Annotated in this window: 17 protein-coding genes; 7 read left to right on the top strand and 10 right to left on the bottom strand. The window is 39.8% G+C overall.

Annotated features, from left to right (window positions below; genetic code table 11):
• Window positions 1-41 precede the first annotated feature (41 nt).
• Window positions 42-830 carry a mechanosensitive ion channel domain-containing protein gene (locus JWQ54_RS21355; protein ID WP_299589115.1) on the top strand — a complete coding sequence of 263 codons (789 nt, stop codon included), beginning with the start codon at window positions 42-44 and terminating at the stop codon, window positions 828-830.
• A gap of 179 nt (window positions 831-1,009) precedes the next feature.
• Here JWQ54_RS21355 and JWQ54_RS21360 read toward each other — a convergent pair whose 3' ends face one another.
• From JWQ54_RS21360 to JWQ54_RS21385, 6 genes are all read right to left on the bottom strand, one after another.
• Window positions 1,010-2,356, bottom strand: coding sequence for a DUF58 domain-containing protein (locus JWQ54_RS21360; protein WP_299589117.1), 1,347 nt, complete (start codon window positions 2,354-2,356; stop codon window positions 1,010-1,012).
• Between the two features lie 73 nt (window positions 2,357-2,429).
• Complete coding sequence (locus JWQ54_RS21365; RefSeq protein ID WP_299589118.1) at window positions 2,430-3,407, bottom strand: MoxR family ATPase; 978 nt, start codon at window positions 3,405-3,407, stop codon at window positions 2,430-2,432.
• Between the two features lie 2 nt (window positions 3,408-3,409).
• Window positions 3,410-4,588: a DUF4350 domain-containing protein gene (locus JWQ54_RS21370; protein WP_299589121.1), complete on the bottom strand. Its 1,179-nt coding sequence runs from the start codon at window positions 4,586-4,588 to the stop codon at window positions 3,410-3,412.
• Complete coding sequence (locus JWQ54_RS21375) at window positions 4,585-5,322, bottom strand: DUF4129 domain-containing protein (RefSeq protein ID WP_299589124.1); 738 nt, start codon at window positions 5,320-5,322, stop codon at window positions 4,585-4,587. The genes JWQ54_RS21370 and JWQ54_RS21375 overlap by 4 nt, the downstream gene beginning before the upstream one ends.
• A 2-nt stretch (window positions 5,323-5,324) precedes the next feature.
• Window positions 5,325-6,197, bottom strand: a complete 873-nt coding sequence (locus JWQ54_RS21380) for a hypothetical protein (protein ID WP_299589127.1) — start codon at window positions 6,195-6,197, stop codon at window positions 5,325-5,327.
• Entirely contained in the window at window positions 6,181-7,191 is a 1,011-nt protein-coding gene (locus tag JWQ54_RS21385) for a stage II sporulation protein M (RefSeq protein ID WP_367187126.1), read from the bottom strand. The genes JWQ54_RS21380 and JWQ54_RS21385 overlap by 17 nt, the downstream gene beginning before the upstream one ends.
• Before the next feature lie 52 nt (window positions 7,192-7,243).
• Between JWQ54_RS21385 and JWQ54_RS21390 the strand changes: the two genes are divergently transcribed.
• The gene (locus JWQ54_RS21390) at window positions 7,244-7,969 is read left to right on the top strand and encodes an RDD family protein (protein ID WP_299589129.1); all 726 of its coding nucleotides are present in this window, start codon (window positions 7,244-7,246) and stop codon (window positions 7,967-7,969) included.
• Here the strand turns inward: JWQ54_RS21390 and JWQ54_RS29235 are convergent.
• Window positions 7,951-8,283, bottom strand: a complete 333-nt coding sequence (locus JWQ54_RS29235; RefSeq protein WP_367187127.1) for a DUF2752 domain-containing protein — start codon at window positions 8,281-8,283, stop codon at window positions 7,951-7,953. The two genes, JWQ54_RS21390 and JWQ54_RS29235, sit on opposite strands and share 19 nt — an antisense overlap.
• 89 nt (window positions 8,284-8,372) lie before the next feature.
• Here JWQ54_RS29235 and JWQ54_RS21395 point away from each other — a divergent pair, with 89 nt between their 5' ends.
• Both JWQ54_RS21395 and JWQ54_RS21400 read left to right on the top strand, forming a co-directional pair.
• Entirely contained in the window at window positions 8,373-9,800 is a 1,428-nt protein-coding gene (locus tag JWQ54_RS21395) for an L-serine ammonia-lyase (protein ID WP_299589194.1), read from the top strand.
• Between the two features lie 80 nt (window positions 9,801-9,880).
• The gene (locus JWQ54_RS21400; protein ID WP_299589132.1) at window positions 9,881-11,185 is read left to right on the top strand and encodes an aminotransferase class V-fold PLP-dependent enzyme; all 1,305 of its coding nucleotides are present in this window, start codon (window positions 9,881-9,883) and stop codon (window positions 11,183-11,185) included.
• Between the two features lie 2 nt (window positions 11,186-11,187).
• Here JWQ54_RS21400 and JWQ54_RS21405 read toward each other — a convergent pair whose 3' ends face one another.
• From JWQ54_RS21405 to JWQ54_RS21415, 3 genes are all read right to left on the bottom strand, one after another.
• A complete protein-coding gene (locus JWQ54_RS21405) occupies window positions 11,188-11,916 on the bottom strand; it encodes an SGNH/GDSL hydrolase family protein (RefSeq protein WP_299589135.1) in 729 nt (242 codons plus the stop codon).
• Window positions 11,913-12,638, bottom strand: a complete 726-nt coding sequence (lipB, locus tag JWQ54_RS21410; protein ID WP_299589138.1) for a lipoyl(octanoyl) transferase LipB — start codon at window positions 12,636-12,638, stop codon at window positions 11,913-11,915. Before lipB ends, JWQ54_RS21405 begins: the two co-directional genes overlap by 4 nt.
• 87 nt (window positions 12,639-12,725) lie before the next feature.
• Entirely contained in the window at window positions 12,726-13,361 is a 636-nt protein-coding gene (locus JWQ54_RS21415; RefSeq protein ID WP_299589141.1) for a 4'-phosphopantetheinyl transferase superfamily protein, read from the bottom strand.
• A 99-nt stretch (window positions 13,362-13,460) separates the two neighbouring features.
• Here JWQ54_RS21415 and JWQ54_RS21420 point away from each other — a divergent pair, with 99 nt between their 5' ends.
• From JWQ54_RS21420 to dcd, 3 genes are all read left to right on the top strand, one after another.
• Complete coding sequence (locus tag JWQ54_RS21420) at window positions 13,461-14,306, top strand: phytanoyl-CoA dioxygenase family protein (RefSeq protein WP_299589144.1); 846 nt, start codon at window positions 13,461-13,463, stop codon at window positions 14,304-14,306.
• Window positions 14,307-14,443: 137 nt separating this feature from the next.
• Entirely contained in the window at window positions 14,444-15,637 is a 1,194-nt protein-coding gene (locus tag JWQ54_RS21425) for a Gfo/Idh/MocA family oxidoreductase (RefSeq protein WP_299589146.1), read from the top strand.
• A gap of 290 nt (window positions 15,638-15,927) precedes the next feature.
• On the top strand, window positions 15,928-16,464 hold the full coding sequence (dcd, locus tag JWQ54_RS21430; protein WP_299589148.1) for a dCTP deaminase: 537 nt from the start codon (window positions 15,928-15,930) through the stop codon (window positions 16,462-16,464).
• The last annotated feature ends 49 nt before the right edge of the window (window positions 16,465-16,513 follow it).

Below are 16,513 nucleotides of genomic sequence, written 5' to 3' on the forward strand. Positions count from 1 at the left end.
TCTACGGCAAATAATAAAATTTTTAACTTTGCTTCCAACTTATGGAAGTAAAAGAATTTTACCAGGAATTTCACAAATGGCTCATTACCCGCGGGCCAAGCTACATTTTCGGAATTGTAGTTTTTATAATCGGTCTTTGGCTCATCAGGTTTATCCGCTCACGCCTGCGCGACCGAATGAGCAGAAACAAAGTTCATTCATCATTACAACCCTTCTTTCTTAGTCTCAGCATTACCAGCTTATATATCTTATTGATCATTTCAGTTATGAATATTATTGGCTTTGAGCTAACTATATTCACAACCATTATAGGTGCATTTAGCGTTGCAGCCGGTTTAGCCTTATCCGGCACGTTCCAAAACTTTGCCGGTGGCGTATTAATATTATTATTAAAACCCTTTGAGCTCGACGATAGCATTTTAGCGCAAGGACAGGATGGTAGAGTAACCTCTATCCAAATATTCTACACCGTATTGCTTACAGCTGATAATAAGACTGTTATTATCCCTAATGGCAAACTATTTAACGAAGTAATTGTGAACGTAACCCGCGAGGGTAAAAGGCGTTTGGATTTTGATGTGAAACTAGCTTATGCTGCAGATATTGATAAGGCCAAAAAAGTAATGCTGGAAGCCATCAAGTCGACAAAAAATGTATTGGTAACACCGGCGGCAAGGGTAGGGCTTATTGGGCTTGACAGCGATAGCATCAGGATTACCGTAAATGTTTGGGTTGAACCGGGCAACTTTTTGGATGTTAAAATAGCCTTGATGGAAAAGATCATTAAGGACCTTGGTGCTGCCGGTATCAATTTTCCTAAGCCCGGCTAATCAGCAAAACAAATCGTTAGCTATACTTCTAAACACTAAACAAGGTCAATAGGGGCTCCGCTGGAGTCTGGGAAGATTATTAAATATTGCATGAGCTCCATAGGAGCTTCCTGTTTATAGAAAAAAAATTAAGCAAAGTCCTGGCTCCATAGGAGCCTCCTAATATAATTTCCGGCTAATCAGATCTTTTGCTTTGCTTTTAGCTCCAAATATCTGTTAATGGTATTAACTGTGAGGTTTTGCGGAGAGGTTAAAATTGATTGAATATTGTGTTTTGCCAGCTCTTTTACTATCAGCTTTTTATCGTAGGCGAATTTTTCGGCAATTGTTTTTATGTAGATCTCCTCAACATCACCGGCAGGGCTTTCGCTTACTTTTTTTAACTCGGTATTTTCAAAAAACACTACCAGTAAAAGATGAAATTTGGCAATCCGCTTTAAAAAAGGCAGTTGCCGTTGTAAAGCCGACATACTTTCGTAATTGGTAAAAAACACTACCAGGCTACGCTGTTTAATTATGTTGCGAATTGTGGCATATAACAGTTCCAGGTTGGTTTCAAGGTAGCGCGTTTTCTCTTTGTATAACACCTCCAGGATCTTATTGATCTGGGTGGGACGTCTTTCAGCCGGAATTACAGCCCCAATTTTTTCAGCCACGGTTATCAGCCCGGCTTTGTCTTCTTTAAGCAAAGCTATGTTTGATAATACCAGGCTCGCATTTATTGCATAATCTAAAAGACTCAATCCTTCAAAAGGCATTTTCATAGCCCTTGATTTATCTATCACACAATACACATGCTGCGATTTTTCATCAGTATATGAGTTTGTCATTAAGTTGCCTTGCCGGGCAGTTGCCTTCCAGTTTATGGTGCGGTAATCATCGCCTTGTACATAGTTTTTTACCTGCTCAAACTCAAGGCTATGGCCCAGCCGCCTTATTTTTTTTATGCCGATCTCTGACAGGTTGTTTGATATGGCCATCAGCTCATATTTGCGCATCTGCAAAAAGGAAGGATATACAGCTAATGTTTCACCCTGGCTAAAATTATACCGCCGCCTTACAAGCCCTAATGGCGACATCACATATACCCTGATATACCCAAACTCATATTCTCCCCGTCTTGTAGGGCGTAAAGTATAACTTATAAGCTTTCGCTGGCGGGGTTTTAAAAACGTTTTAAACCAAATATCCCTTTTTTGAAACTGAAAAGGTATTTCGTCAATAATCCCAACATTTATATTAAACGGATACCAGTTTTCTATATAGATGCCTAATTCGTTATCATCGCTATTGCTCAAACGTTCAGGAGCATGACGTTTTGCAAATACACCTTTGGGCGATCTGTATAGCATCAGTATATCGGCCAAAGTAAGCAATATTAGTGTATTAAATACCAGCTCGGGAATTATATCGAACCATGGGAAAAAGAAAGCAAACATAAACAGTACCACACAACAGCCAAGCCCTATAAAAAGGCGGCTGGTTAAAAACAGGTCTGTATAAAATAATCTAAAAACTTTCTTCACTTATAGTACTCTTAAAATTCTGCTGAAAGTGTCCTGGATTTCCCCTAATCTCTAACCTCCAATCACTAATCTCTTACCTGGGTATCTCAATTTTCTGGATAATCTGTGCCACTATATCATCAGGGGTAACGCCTTCCATTTCCTTGTCAGGCGTAAGCATAATACGGTGCCTTAAAACGGGTATGGCAACATAGGTAATATCTTCAGGTGTTACAAAGTCGCGGCCCCTTATAGCAGCCAATGCCTTGGCCGCATTTACTATAGCTAATGATGCACGAGGCGACCCGCCCAGGTATAATGATTTGTTGTTACGGCTCTCGTGAATAATTTTAGCAACATAAACCAGTAATTTTTCTTCAACATGCAGCCCCTTTACTATTGCCCGAAGCGAAACAATATCATGTGCGGATAATACCGGGCTGATATGGCTTAGCTGATCGGCAGTTTTTTGCTGATGCTGTTGTGTAATTATTGCTATCTCTTCATCAAGCGTTGGATACGGGATCTCTATCTTAAATAAAAAACGGTCAAGCTGTGCTTCCGGTAAACGATAAGTACCCTCGTGTTCAACCGGGTTTTGCGTGGCCAGCACTATAAAAGGCTCTTCCATTTTATAGGCTTTGCCGTCAATAGTTAGCTGGCGTTCTTCCATTACCTCAAACAAGGCCGACTGCGTTTTGGCGGGTGCCCGATTAATTTCATCAATCAATATAATATTGCCAAAAATTGGCCCATGCTTAAATTCAAACTCGGTGGTTTTCGGACTAAAAATGGATGTTCCCAAAATGTCCGAAGGCATCAGGTCGGGCGTGAACTGGATCCTTGAATATTTTGCATCAATTGATTTGGCAATAAGTTTGGCGGTTAAAGTTTTGGCCACGCCCGGCACTCCTTCAATCAATATATGCCCGTCCGCAAGTATCCCTGCAATCAGCAGGTCGATACTATCATGCTGACCGACAATGATTTTTGAAAGTGTCACCTTTATCTGCTCAACAGCCGTATTCAGCTTACTAAGGTCAGTTCTTTGTTCAAATATTTCCTCTTCCATAATTACCTGGCTTGGTTATAAAAATTTTCTATCAGTTTATTTAATTCAATTAGCTCTCTGTCGCTAACACGTTCCTGCACGCTTATGTATTTAATATAGTTAACTAACTCATTGGCAAATTTGCTTTTAAGCCCTAGTTTACCGGTGAGCTTTTCAATAAATTCATCATCAAGCTTGCTGGTTTTTACCTGGTGTTCATCACGCAGGTATGTTAAAAGGTAGAGGATTTTTTTTTGTGCGATGTTGGCATTGTTCCGTTTTTCGTAATATACCCGGCCCACAACGTTCACAAAATCCAAAGTGGAGTTATTAAGCGGCTCAATTACGGGGATTACACGTTGCCGGCGTTTAATTTCATACAACACAAAAATCAGCAAACTAAATAAAGCTATATAATATGCCCAGAGCAAAGCCGGATTGCTTAAAAATAAGCGCATAGGAGAGTCGTCGCCTTCATCGCCCTGGGTATAGTATTCATCCAGAATTATTTGTTTACTGCTTTTTAAAAATGATAAAGCTGTTGCAGCATATGTGGCCCCGTCGGTTTTAAGCAAGCTGTAATTACTGAAAAACTTCGGGTTAGCACACAAATATAAATTGCCTTTGCCGAAGGCATATTTGATAAAGTTAGCCTTATGTTGGGCATTCTCGCCCAGGACAACTGCATGTAAGGTGTCAAATTTGGCAAAGTATAAACCACCCACGCCTTTGTCAATACTTAATCGTTTTTTGGGGGTTAAGTAAGGGCTCAGAAAACTTACTTCGGTATTTGCGTTGTTAAGTTTAAAATCAGCTTTGATTTGAATGCTCAATTTTTTTTCGAGTAGCTTTCCGTAATATTCTGCTGCTATAAAAATATCATTTCCTTCCTTTATATATTTTATAAGTTGTGTATAGTCCGGCTTTGAAAATTCAACACCAGGGCAAATAATAATATAAGGGGCTTGCTTAATTGAATCTTCGGCAATTACATTGTAAACAGGCTGGCGATAGGTGCTTATATGGGCGCCCGGAAAAATGTCTTTTAACTGGTTTGATAAAATGTAGGTACCATAAGGGATTTTATCCTTATTACTCAGCGTTTCGGCCCAGTCAATGGCCTTTGGCTGATTAATTTTGGCGACAATATAAATGGTTAGCAGTGCTGCTCCAATTATAAGATATACTTTCAGGCTCTTCATGGCAATTGCTTTTTAAAGTCCTGGAAAAGCAGATCGATGTTAGCGAATGCCTGTTTGCTAATTGCAAAATTGCCATACCAAACATATTCAAACTGCCGGGTAAGCAAACCAAATATTTGTTTTTGCCGGGGATTGGTTAATTCATATAAATAAGCTGAGTTGGTTTTATTAATCTGCCATTTTATTAAATTTTCATCGCTCAGCTGTTTTAAACACTTTAAATAAAGCAGGCGCACGGCAAGCCGGTAATTATGCTGCGCGATGGCTTTTTCAATTTCGGCATCAAAATTTATTTCATGAATATTTTCGAGCGATTCACTATAGGGCAAGCTTGTTTTCGCTGCTTCGCCCCTCCATAACCTGCCGGGCTCAATCCCTACAGACTTAATTATTACATATATTACCAGGGTAACAGACATAGCCAATAAAAGATATTTAAAAACCTGCCCGCTGTATGGCACTCCTTCAAACCATGCTGTTATTTTGTTCCATAGCCAATTCCAAAACCGGTCCCATAATGAGGGCTGGCCTGCGCCTATGGCTGTACTATTGTAATTAAAATCCTTATCTGCTTTAAACCTTTTTAGCGCTTGTTCATCAAATTTTTTAACCTGAATTTTTGAAGTATCAGTATGCACTTTGGCCTGTATCTTTTTAACTGTTGCAGGTGCAGCAGTAAATGAGAACGACAAAAGCATCGCGGTTAGAAAAAATGATGGGATAAACTTTTTCATGTTTAATATTCTTCTGCCGGTAAAACCTGGTGGTCATTATCATTTTTACCCATCTGGTTAATGCGATCTAAAAGACCTGTTCCATCTTTTTCTTCCGACAGGCTGAAATAACATAATGAAATGGCAATGGCAGGTAAAATATTTACAAGCATCAATATATTTTTAAGGGCGCTAAAAAAGATAGTTAGTGGAAAAGCAAATCGCTTAAGCGGAAACAGCTTGCCGCCAGCCTGTACAAATTCTAAGGAAATATTTACAAACAAGCCTGACATCAGTCCAATTATCCCCATAATAAAAATAACACCAAACACTACCCACCAATTATCTTTAATTAACCGGAAGCTTTTATTAAAAGCATATCTAAAAGAAGCATTTTCAATAACTATGATAGGAATTATGAGATAAAAAATAGGCATAAGATATATTCCCGGTATCAAACAAAAAAGAAAGCCAAGGGCCGATAGAATAGTTATCACTAAACCGCTGCCAAATGCCCTGAAAAAATAATACCTGAAATATCCCCATACTTCAGGCAGAGTAGCAGCAGAATTATTTTTTTGGATGTATAATGAAACGTAACATAAGGTAACCAGGAAAATACATAAATGCGCCAATATTAAAATGAATAGATTAGTTAATACGCTTATTAAATAAATTAAGGCACGGGAGCGTTCTTCGTAATTATCGCTGGTATAGGAGTGCCCGGCATTATTTAAGGTGAATACAGTGGAAATGGTTCCGAGAATTATAAAAAAACCGCAAATAATTAAGACGAAAATAAATAGTTGTTTAAAATTTTCCTTTAAAAAAGTGAAGGTATCGTTAATAATTTGGCCAAAGTCACGTAAACGTCTTAATTCAATAGGCTGTTTCATTAATAATTAAGTTATTGTGATTTAATTTACGACTTAGGTTTGCCGGATATAATATTACGTACCATATGATAAATATCAGCGAGGATATTAAAATTGTAACGCTTAACCACACGGGCATTTCAGTATGGCGTGTTACAAAACCTTCAAAAAATGCCGCTGTTAAAAATATAGGAATTATCCCAATGGCTATTTTTATTCCATCCTTTGCTCCATTTTTTAAAGATACCATCCTTTTGTATGTTTTTGGAAAAAGGAGGCTATTACCTAATATTAACCCGGCTCCGCCAGCTATTATTATAGCCGATATTTCTAATGTTCCGTGCAGCCATATAACTAATATTGATTGCCACCCCAAACCCTTACTGAAAAAATAATATTGAAACGAACCCATCATAACCCCATTATTCATTAGCTGGTAAATGCTGCCTACGGAGAAAAAGATTCCCAGGACAAATACTAATAGCTCAACCCTGATGTTATTAAAAGCTATTTGAACAAACATCCAAAATTCACTCTCATGTTTATAAACCCCAAATGGATCGCCTTTTGCAATGTTTTCATTGGTCATGTTCACATAATCATTGCCCATAATCAATCGCACAAAACTATTATCATATTTTGCTGAAAGCGCACCTATCAGGCTAAACACAATAAAAAACAGAAGCGAACAGAGGAGTGGTTTACGATGTTTGTGAAATATTAATGGTAATTCATATTTCCAGAAACTGGTAAAACGGCCAGTTTTCTCTTTTTTATTTTTGTAAATTGATTGATGGAAAGTAGCGGCAAGCCCGTTTAAGTATTTAGTTGTGTTTGATTTTGGATAAAATGTTTTGGCATAAGCCAGATCGTCCGTTATGCTTATGAATGATTCAGCAAGCTCATCAGGGCTTATTGCCTTTAAATTCTCATAACCCTTCCACCTTTCGGAGTTTTGTTTAATAAACAACGCTTCCCGCATTTTTGCCTTGAATTTTTTGTTTAAAGTAAACACAAAACTTTAAACTGCAACAAAAATTTAAATAACAAATTTATATTTGTTAAAGATGGAAATAATTACAGTACGCACCGCCCAGAATATTGATATAGATTATGAAATTGGCGGTCTTGGTGAGCGGATCTTAGCCTACTTAATTGATTGGGGTATTTTTGTGGCTTTAACGTGTATTACGTTAATTGTTTTCCCTTACATTAAGGGCACGGGTATGCAGATATATTTCTGGGTCTGCTATATAATCCTGCTTTTTTATGATCTGTTTTGCGAGGTTTTTTTTAACGGGCAAAGTGTAGGTAAGCTGGTGATGAAGATAAGGGTAATAAGCCTGGATGGCGCCAGGCCAAAATTAAGCCAATACTTATTGCGATGGCTGTTCAGGATGGTTGATATTTGGGTAACTTTAGGATTAGGGGGATTAATTACGGCAGCTATGACCGAAAATGGGCAAAGGATAGGCGACCTGGTTGCAGGTACTGCAATAATTAAAACTTCGCCCCGTACAAAGGTCAGCAATCTTATTTATAGAAATACGGACAGCACCTATAAACCGGTATTTATGGAAGCCGGCCAGTTAAAGGACAGCGATGTTGAGCTGATACACGAAGTGATAAGCAATTACTTTAAAACGGGTAACAGCGCCATTGTTTACACTATGGCCGATAAAATAAAGGAATATATAGGGGTTACTCCGCTGCCTAAAATGAATAACCTGTTATTTTTACAAACCATTATTAAAGATCACAGCCATATAGCAGCTCATATGGAAGTACTATGATGTTTATAAACAGCCCAGATCTTAATGCTATAGCTCACCAAAATTATAATTGCCACAGTTGTAAGTAAGGATTTCTTTATAATCTCATTTTTATCGAAGTGATATTTGGTTTTAATGAGTAAAAAAATACAGGTTATTAGTAGCGGGATTGTCGCAGGGTAAAGTCCTAAACTTTTATTAAGATTTCCTTTTAATAATGCGATAACCGATCTCTGAAAACCACACCCGGGACAATCAATACCAAAAATCGACTTAAATCCGCAAGGCAGCATATGTATTTCAAGCCAATTGATCATATATTGTAAAATATACATTTTTTTTAAAAGTTATATATGGCGGGAATAATATTATTTAGCCAATAGAAACTTATTAAGTTTCTATTACTATCATTAAGTTTGCAATGATGACACGTGAGCAAATTTCAGTTTTCGATATTTTTAAAATAGGTATAGGTCCATCAAGCTCACACACGCTTGGGCCATGGCGGGCGGCTCAGCAATTTGTGCAGTCGCTTGAGCAAAAAGATGCTTTACAATTGGTTGAACAGGTAAAGATCCTGTTATATGGGTCATTAGCTAAAACGGGTAGAGGGCATGGTACCGATATAGCTATATTATTAGGTTTAAGCGGCGATGACCCGGTAATTTTTGAGGTTGACCAGGTAGGGCCCAAAACAAATAAGATAAGAAGTTCGCACATACTTACATTGGCAGGAAAAAAAGAAGTTAATTTTTCTGCAGAAGATGACCTGCTTTTTTTATTTAATGAAAGCCTGCCATTTCACCCCAATGCGGTTACCTTCCAGGCATTTTTGAGCAATGGAACGGCAATCTCCGAAACCTATTATTCCATAGGCGGCGGGTTTGTGGTTAAAGATGGGGGCGAGGATCAGCATAAAACAGAAGTTGATTTGCCTTTCCCTATTGAAACCGCCAATAATTTGCTGCACTGGTGTATAAAAACCGGCCTCAAGATCTCAGAGGTGGTAATGGAAAATGAGCTTGCCTGGCGTAGCGAGCAGGAAACACTGCAAGGCTTGCATAATATTTTTAATGCGTTAAAAGAATGTATGTATCGCGGCTGCCATACCCGTGGCACATTGCCTGGTGGCTTAAATGTAGCCCGGCGCGCGGCCAGCCTGAATAAGAGATTAATAGGCAGCAAAACCTATAACAATTTTGACGAATGGGTTACAGCTATCAGGAGCACAGGTAACAGTTTTCAGAATATATTGGATTGGGTAAGCTGCTTTGCTTTGGCTGTTAATGAAGAAAACGCCTCTTTCGGGCGGGTTGTAACGGCGCCTACAAATGGGGCCGCCGGAGTAATTCCTGCAGTACTGCAGTATTATATTGTTTTTTGTGATGGATATACCAACGAGCGCATAGTACAATTTTTACTTACCGCGTCTGAGATTGGAAGCATATTTAAAAAGGGCGCCACTATATCGGCAGCTATGGGTGGTTGCCAGGCAGAGATAGGTGTATCATCAGCAATGGCCGCCGCAGCACTTACAGAATGTTTAGGTGGCACTCAGCGGCAGGTGTTAATGGCAGCAGAAATTGCAATGGAACATCATTTAGGTTTAACCTGTGATCCAATCGGTGGCCTGGTGCAGGTGCCTTGTATTGAGCGTAATACGATGGGAGCAATAAAAGCAATAACTGCATCTCAGCTTGCCCTCCAAACCAACCCCGACAATGCCAAAGTAAGCCTTGATGCCGTGGTTAAAACCATGTGGCAAACTGCGCTAGATATGAACTCAAAATACAAGGAAACTTCTGATGGAGGTTTGGCCATTAATATTCCTATTAGCCTGCCGGAGTGTTAGTTGTTATTTGATTAAAAGATTTCCTGATTTTATTTGCAGGGTATTGATAATCAATAGTTAAATCCTTAAATTCGTTTATCATGATGACAAACGATCGCCGCGTATTCCTGAAACAGGCAGCAACCCTTGCAGGTGCTTTTTCTGTAAACAGTCTTTTTAACCAGGCGCATGCCGCCGAATGGGAAAAAGCTTCACAAAAAATTAACCATTTAAGCCCGGCACAGGCTGCACAGGATGAAGATTATTGGAGTGTTATTCAGCGGTCATATTCTGTAAATCCTAATATTATTAATCTGAATAATGGTGGCGTATCTCCATCACCTATTGTGGTTCAGCAAGCGGTTGAGCGTTATAACCAACTGGCAAATGAGGGGCCATCATACTTTATGTGGCGCATCCTCGACCAGGGCCGCGAGCCGTTGCGCGAAAAACTGGCAGGATTAGCCGGTGTAAATCCTGAAGAAATTGCCATTAACCGCAATGCAACCGAAGCGCTTAACACCATTATATTAGGCCTTGATTTGAAGAGCGGCGATGAAGTTGTGGGCAGTAAGTTTGATTACCCCCACATGATCCAGGCCTATAAACAAAGAGTAATGCGCGACGGCATAGTTTACAACCAGGTGAACCTTAATTTGCCTTCTGAAAACGATGATGAACTTGTTAAAGCCTATGAGAATGCCATCACCCCAAAAACAAAATTACTGCATGTTACCCATGTAATAAATTGGGTTGGGCAGATATTGCCGGTGAAAAAGATCTGTGATATGGCGCATGCAAAAGGTATAGAAGTATTAGTTGACGGGGCTCATTCCTTTGGCCTGCTTGATTTTAAAATTCCCGACCTGGGTTGTGATTATTTTGGTACAAGCCTCCATAAATTTCTTTCGGCGCCAATAGGCAGCGGGATGATGTGGATTAAAAAGGAAAAGATAGAAAAAGTGTGGCCATTGCCAAGCAGCGGCGAGCCGCATAGTAAGGACATAAGGAAATTTGAAGAATTAGGAACCCGCAGTTTTCCGATTGAGCAGGGTATAGGCGAGGCTATTAATTTTCATGAGGGAATTGGCAGCAAACGGAAAGAGGAGCGGATAAGATATCTTAAAAATTATTGGGCCTCAAAGGTTCAGCAGATTCCTAAAGTGAAGCTTTATACTTCATTAAATGCCAAATACTCGTGTGCCATTTGCGGTGTTAGTATTGATGGGATGACACCCGCTGAATTAGACACCACCCTGTTCAATAATTATAAGATCCACATTGTTGGTATAAGTATTGAAAAAATCAGTTGCGTACGCGTTACGCCACATGTTTATACCTCTTTGCATGACCTGGATAAATTTGTAAAGGCAATTGAGGAAATTGCGGCAAAAAAGAAAGCTTGATTTTATTTCTCCAACCGTTGCTTAACCAAAGGCTCAAGCGCTTGTACCCATTGCTTATACATTGCACCTGACGGATGCAAGCCATCTGCTGCAATTAATGAATGATCGGTAGCGGCTTGCCTGGATATGGCAGTTATATCTATATAATTTATAACATGTGCTTTGGCGGTTTCATCACGGTTAATAGCATTAAACAGGTCAATATCGGAGCCTATTTCACCGTCTTTTCCACCCGCAAATGGTGTTACGCCCCAATCAGGAATAGATAAAACAAAAACCCTGCTGCTATCGCCATTCGCAAAATTAATTGCTGTATGTAAAACCTGCGCAAACTTTGTCCGGTAATTATCCTTGCTTTGCCTTTGGTACTGATCATTCACCCCGATTAGTAAAGTAACAAAATCATATTTTTTATCTTTAAAGTCGCTGCGGGCAATGGCGTTTATTAAATTGTCGGTTGTCCAGCCCGTTACCGCAATAATGTCAGGTGCTTGTACATCAAACTGGTAGAACTTTAATAAGTTAGTAAGCTGGTAGGGGAACGATTGAATTTGAGGAACGGCTTCGCCAATAGTATATGAATCGCCTAAAGCAAGGTAAGTGACTGGAGTCGTCATGGGTTTGGTAATCACAGTTGTAGTATCCGTTTGTTTTTGCTGAGGGAATACTGCCTTTTTAGAACACCCCGATAAGGCAGTTGTTGCAATCAAAAAAAGCTGTATTGTTTTCATAACATCATCTCCATATTAAACAATACGGAAATATGATGTTTTAAGATTTTTTTTACTTCATTAATATCAACTTCGTGCCCTAATTCACGCTGCATGCTGGTTACATCTTTATCATCAATGCCGCAAGGCACAATGTTTTTAAAGTAATCAAGGTTGGTATTAACGTTAAAAGCCAGTCCATGCATGGTTACCCAACGACTGCAACGTACACCCAGGGCGCAGATCTTACGTGCCTTGTCATTATCGGCGTCAAACCAAACGCCTGTGTATCCCGGGTACCTGCCGGCTTTTAAGCCATAATCAGCAAGGGTTAAAATAACAGCTTCCTCAAGCGTACGAAGGTAAAGGTGGATATCCGTAAAAAAGTTATCCAGGTCAAGAATAGGGTATGACACTATTTGGCCTGGCCCATGATAAGTAATATCGCCGCCCCGGTTAATAGGATAGTAAACTGCTTGTTTTTCTTTTAGCCCCTGCTCATCCAAAAGTAAATGCTCTGGTTTACCGCTTTTGCCTAAAGTATATACATGCGGGTGCTCACAAAATATTAAATAATTAGGGGTCGGTGTATCGTCCGCTTCGTCAACTCCTGCAGCCACTTCCCGGTTACGGATCCGGATTTTTAGATTAACAGTATCTGCAAACAACGCCTCCTGCTTTTCCCAGGCTTCTTTATAATCAGTAAGCCCCCAATCCTGAAAAAATACCTGTTTGTTTTTCATTAAAGTAATGGTTTTTTAAATGGCAATGAAGCTATCCTGACAATTGTTAATGCGTGTTTTATAGGTTGCCCACGATAGATTTATCTTTTACCCTTTTACATAGCCAATCATATAATCCTGGTATTGCAGGTAGCCAACATCATACTTAATACTGGTTTCATCCTTAAGCAAATGAGCCTTTATCCACCCGTGTCCCTCGAAGTTAAATGGCTCCAATAAAATATTATCAGCAAATGATACCTCTTTTTGTCCGAAACATTTATAAACTGCTTCCTTTGCGCACCAACAAGCATATAACTGCTGTATTTTATCCGCTCCGCCAATAAATGCTAATTCTTCCTTTCGCATAAACTTATGGGCAATGCGCTCAACTTTTTCCTTTACCTGTTCAATATCAATGCCAACCGGTTCTTTGCCTATCATTACGGCGGCGTAATCAAAAGAGTGGCTTAATGAAATATGATAGGGGAGATTTACCAAATAAGGTTTACCATGCGAATCAACCTTGCAGTCAATATACTCATTGGTTTGCAGCATTTTGCGCAACAATACACGCGTGCCTAACCAATGCAGGTTACGTTTGCCAACTTTAAGGCCTTCGTAATGTGCCTGTTCCTGTTCATCTAAACGCAGCTGGCTGTACAATTCATCAGCATCTTCCTCAATTTTCCAGATTGCAAATTCTGTGTCGTCATCAACCTGCTGTCTGTATGCTATAGCCATAAAAGTAAAATTGCAAAAAGCATGACAAACTTATATCAAATAACACTAAATTGTGTTTCTTTTTGTTAATTATAAAAACAATCAATAAAAAATTACATCATGCTAACCGAAAAACTCATCCCCCTGCAGGTTGAGCAGTACAACCGCGACGGATATATAATTATTAAAAATTTTTGTACACCTGCCGAAACAGAAAAACTGTATCACACGGCACTGGATGATAATGCCATGCTGAATAATGCGCTTGACCTTAACGACCAGACCGGGAAAAAGACCCGCCTGTCATTATGGTTTACGCCCGGGAATGACGTTTTTGGTTATTTAACCCGAAGCCAAAGAATGGTAAGCGTAGTGAAGCAGTTACTTGGCGATAAAGCCCCGGTATGCCATTTTCATTCAAAGCTAATGCAAAAAGAACCAAAAGTTGGCGGTGCCTGGGAATGGCACCAGGATTATGGCTACTGGTATAAAAACCAGTTTATGTTTCCGGATGAGCTGATCAGCATTATGGTAGCCTTAACGGAAGCTAACAAGCAAAACGGCTGTTTGCAGGTTATAAAAGGCTCGCATAAATTGGGCCGGGTAAATCATGGGTTTGCAGGCGAACAGGTGGGCGCCGATATGCAAATGGTAAATAATGCTTTAAAAACAATGGAATTAGTTTACGTTGAGATTGAGCCCGGTGATGCACTTGTTTTTCACAGCAATTTGCTCCACAGGTCAGAAGCTAACCTTTCTGACCGCCCGCGGTGGTCAGTTATTTCCTGCTATAATCTGCAATCAAACCTGGCCTATAATGAAACATCAACCTCCTATAAAGTTCCGGTTGATATAGTACCGGATGAAGCCATATTGGAATGGGAACCTGAATCACTATCAAACGCAGATTTCTTAAAGAAGGAAAATGACCCGGCGCTGAAGGAAACCGGATGGGAGAGTGTTTGATTTGAAGATGTGCTGATTTGAAAATTTGAAGATGAAAAAATTGAAAAATTGGTTGGTAGTTTGAAAATAAAGAATGATTTTAGAGCTTTCAACCTTTGCAACAACTACAACATTTACAACTCTTACAACCAAAAATTATGAACATTGCCATGCTCGGTTCGGGTTTTATTGCCCGTTTTTATGCAGACTCATTAGTAGCACAACGCGGAAAAGATACGCTGATAAGTGTTTACTCCCGCAATATTGATAAAGCCAAAAAGTTCGCTGAAGATTATAAATTATCTTTTTATAGCGATAATATGGATGAAGTGTGCAGCCGGGAAGATGTAGATGTGGTTATTATTTCGTTACCCAATAATCTGCATGAAGCTGCTGTTGAGGCCTGTGCCAAAGCCAAAAAGCATGTGTTGTGTACCAAGCCGCTTGGCCGCAATGCGGCAGAAGCGAAGCGCATGCTTGACCTGGTTGAAGAAGCCGGCATAATGGGCGGGTATCTTGAAGATTTATGTTACACGCCTAAGTTTTTAAAATCGATGAAGTCTGTTAAAGAAGGCAGCATAGGTAAGGTGTTATGGGCCAAATCGCGGGAGGCACACCCCGGGCCGCATAGCGATTGGTTTTGGGATCATGAACAATCAGGCGGCGGTGCAATGGTAGATCTGGGTTGCCATTGTATTGAAATAGCCCGTAATTTTATTGGTAAAGAGATCAGGCCGGTTGAAGTGATGTGCTGGGCTGCAACACAAGTACACCCCATACAAGCTGAAGATAGCGCTATAGGGCTTATAAAATATGCCAACGGATCGATAGGGCAGTTTGAAGTGAGCTGGTGTTTCAGAGGCGGAATGGACTTGCGCGATGAAGTAATGGGAACCGAAGGCACCATTTGGCTCAACAGTTTTTTACGTACCGGTTTCGAAATGTTTAGTACAGGTAAGGGCGGTTATGTGGCTGAAAAAGCCGAAAGCAGCAGCGGATGGCTCTTCCCGGTAGGCGATGAGGTACATGAACTTGGCTATACGAACATGTTTACCGATATGTTTAATGCCATTGAAAATAAAACCGAACCGCTGGAAACATTTTACGACGGATACATTGTTAATGCGATAATAGATGCTGCATATCTTTCTGCGAAATCAGGCAGGTGGGAGCCTGTGCAGATTGAAGGCTGGAGAGGAAATATATCAGAAGACAATGGTCCGGCCACAACATCATACGATGGCGATTATTACCTGATCAAGAGAGAGATCCTGCCATCCGGCGAACATAAACTGATCCTTAAACATAAGGTTAGCGGAGAAGTGGTGGTAAGAGAGATAATCGCTGATTAATTTGGATTACACCTATTGTTGGAAGATTACACCGATGGCAAGACAAACTCACGAAGTTTTTAAAACTTCGTAAGTTTTCTCCGCAAGATACATGTTATCGGAATATGTGAATTTTGGCTAATCATAAAATAAACTAATTTGAGTAAAATATGGTTCTGAAATAATCCTGCAATCCTTAAATCCTATAAATCTTAGTTTATATTTCCACATCTTCCTAAAACATTTGTTGGTAACATAGCATTGTCATGCCGGGCAAATAGTTATAATTTAGCCCCTCGTTACAGGGCATTATGATATTATCAGACAAAAGAATTTTAGAAGAGATAGAAGAGGGACATATTATTATTGAACCCTTTAAACGTGAATGCCTTGGGACAAACTCCTATGATGTGCACCTGGGTAAATACCTGGCCACTTACCGCGACCGCGTATTGGATGCAAAGATGCATAATGAGATTACTTATTTTGAGATCCCTAAAGACGGTTTTGTTTTACAGCCAAATACTTTGTACCTGGGGGTAACAGTTGAATATACAGAAACACATAGTCATGTGCCTTTTTTAGAAGGAAAATCAAGCACCGGCCGTTTGGGCATTGATATACATGCCACCGCCGGAAAAGGCGATGTAGGGTTTTGCAATACCTGGACCCTGGAAATATCATGTACCCAGCCAGTTAAAATTTATCCCGGCATGCCTATTGGTCAGCTGATATATTTTGTGGTTGAAGGCGAGATAGAAACCTTTTATAACACCAAGGATAATGCTAAATATAACAGCCCATCAACCAAACCGGTGGAGAGTATGATGTGGAAAAATGTGTTTTAGCTAATGGTTTATAGTTGGATTTGGAAAAGGGTTACTATGGCCCCATGGA

It is taken from the genome of Mucilaginibacter sp. (assembly GCF_028288225.1).
Classification (GTDB): domain Bacteria; phylum Bacteroidota; class Bacteroidia; order Sphingobacteriales; family Sphingobacteriaceae; genus Mucilaginibacter.

Excerpts from the sequence above, each read along its gene's own strand:
- JWQ54_RS21355 (WP_299589115.1), top strand. The coding sequence starts at position 42 with ATGGAAGTAAAAGAATTTTACCAGGAATTTCACAAATGGCTCATTACC.
- JWQ54_RS21365 (WP_299589118.1), bottom strand. The coding sequence starts at position 3,407 with ATGGAAGAGGAAATATTTGAACAAAGAACTGACCTTAGTAAGCTGAAT.
- JWQ54_RS21370 (WP_299589121.1), bottom strand. The coding sequence starts at position 4,588 with ATGAAGAGCCTGAAAGTATATCTTATAATTGGAGCAGCACTGCTAACC.
- JWQ54_RS21375 (WP_299589124.1), bottom strand. The coding sequence starts at position 5,322 with ATGAAAAAGTTTATCCCATCATTTTTTCTAACCGCGATGCTTTTGTCG.
- JWQ54_RS21380 (WP_299589127.1), bottom strand. The coding sequence starts at position 6,197 with ATGAAACAGCCTATTGAATTAAGACGTTTACGTGACTTTGGCCAAATT.
- JWQ54_RS21390 (WP_299589129.1), top strand. The coding sequence starts at position 7,244 with ATGGAAATAATTACAGTACGCACCGCCCAGAATATTGATATAGATTAT.
- JWQ54_RS29235 (WP_367187127.1), bottom strand. The coding sequence starts at position 8,283 with ATGTATATTTTACAATATATGATCAATTGGCTTGAAATACATATGCTG.
- JWQ54_RS21395 (WP_299589194.1), top strand. The coding sequence starts at position 8,373 with ATGACACGTGAGCAAATTTCAGTTTTCGATATTTTTAAAATAGGTATA.
- JWQ54_RS21400 (WP_299589132.1), top strand. The coding sequence starts at position 9,881 with ATGATGACAAACGATCGCCGCGTATTCCTGAAACAGGCAGCAACCCTT.
- JWQ54_RS21405 (WP_299589135.1), bottom strand. The coding sequence starts at position 11,916 with ATGAAAACAATACAGCTTTTTTTGATTGCAACAACTGCCTTATCGGGG.
- lipB (WP_299589138.1), bottom strand. The coding sequence starts at position 12,638 with ATGAAAAACAAACAGGTATTTTTTCAGGATTGGGGGCTTACTGATTAT.
- JWQ54_RS21415 (WP_299589141.1), bottom strand. The coding sequence starts at position 13,361 with ATGGCTATAGCATACAGACAGCAGGTTGATGACGACACAGAATTTGCA.
- JWQ54_RS21420 (WP_299589144.1), top strand. The coding sequence starts at position 13,461 with ATGCTAACCGAAAAACTCATCCCCCTGCAGGTTGAGCAGTACAACCGC.
- JWQ54_RS21425 (WP_299589146.1), top strand. The coding sequence starts at position 14,444 with ATGAACATTGCCATGCTCGGTTCGGGTTTTATTGCCCGTTTTTATGCA.
- dcd (WP_299589148.1), top strand. The coding sequence starts at position 15,928 with ATGATATTATCAGACAAAAGAATTTTAGAAGAGATAGAAGAGGGACAT.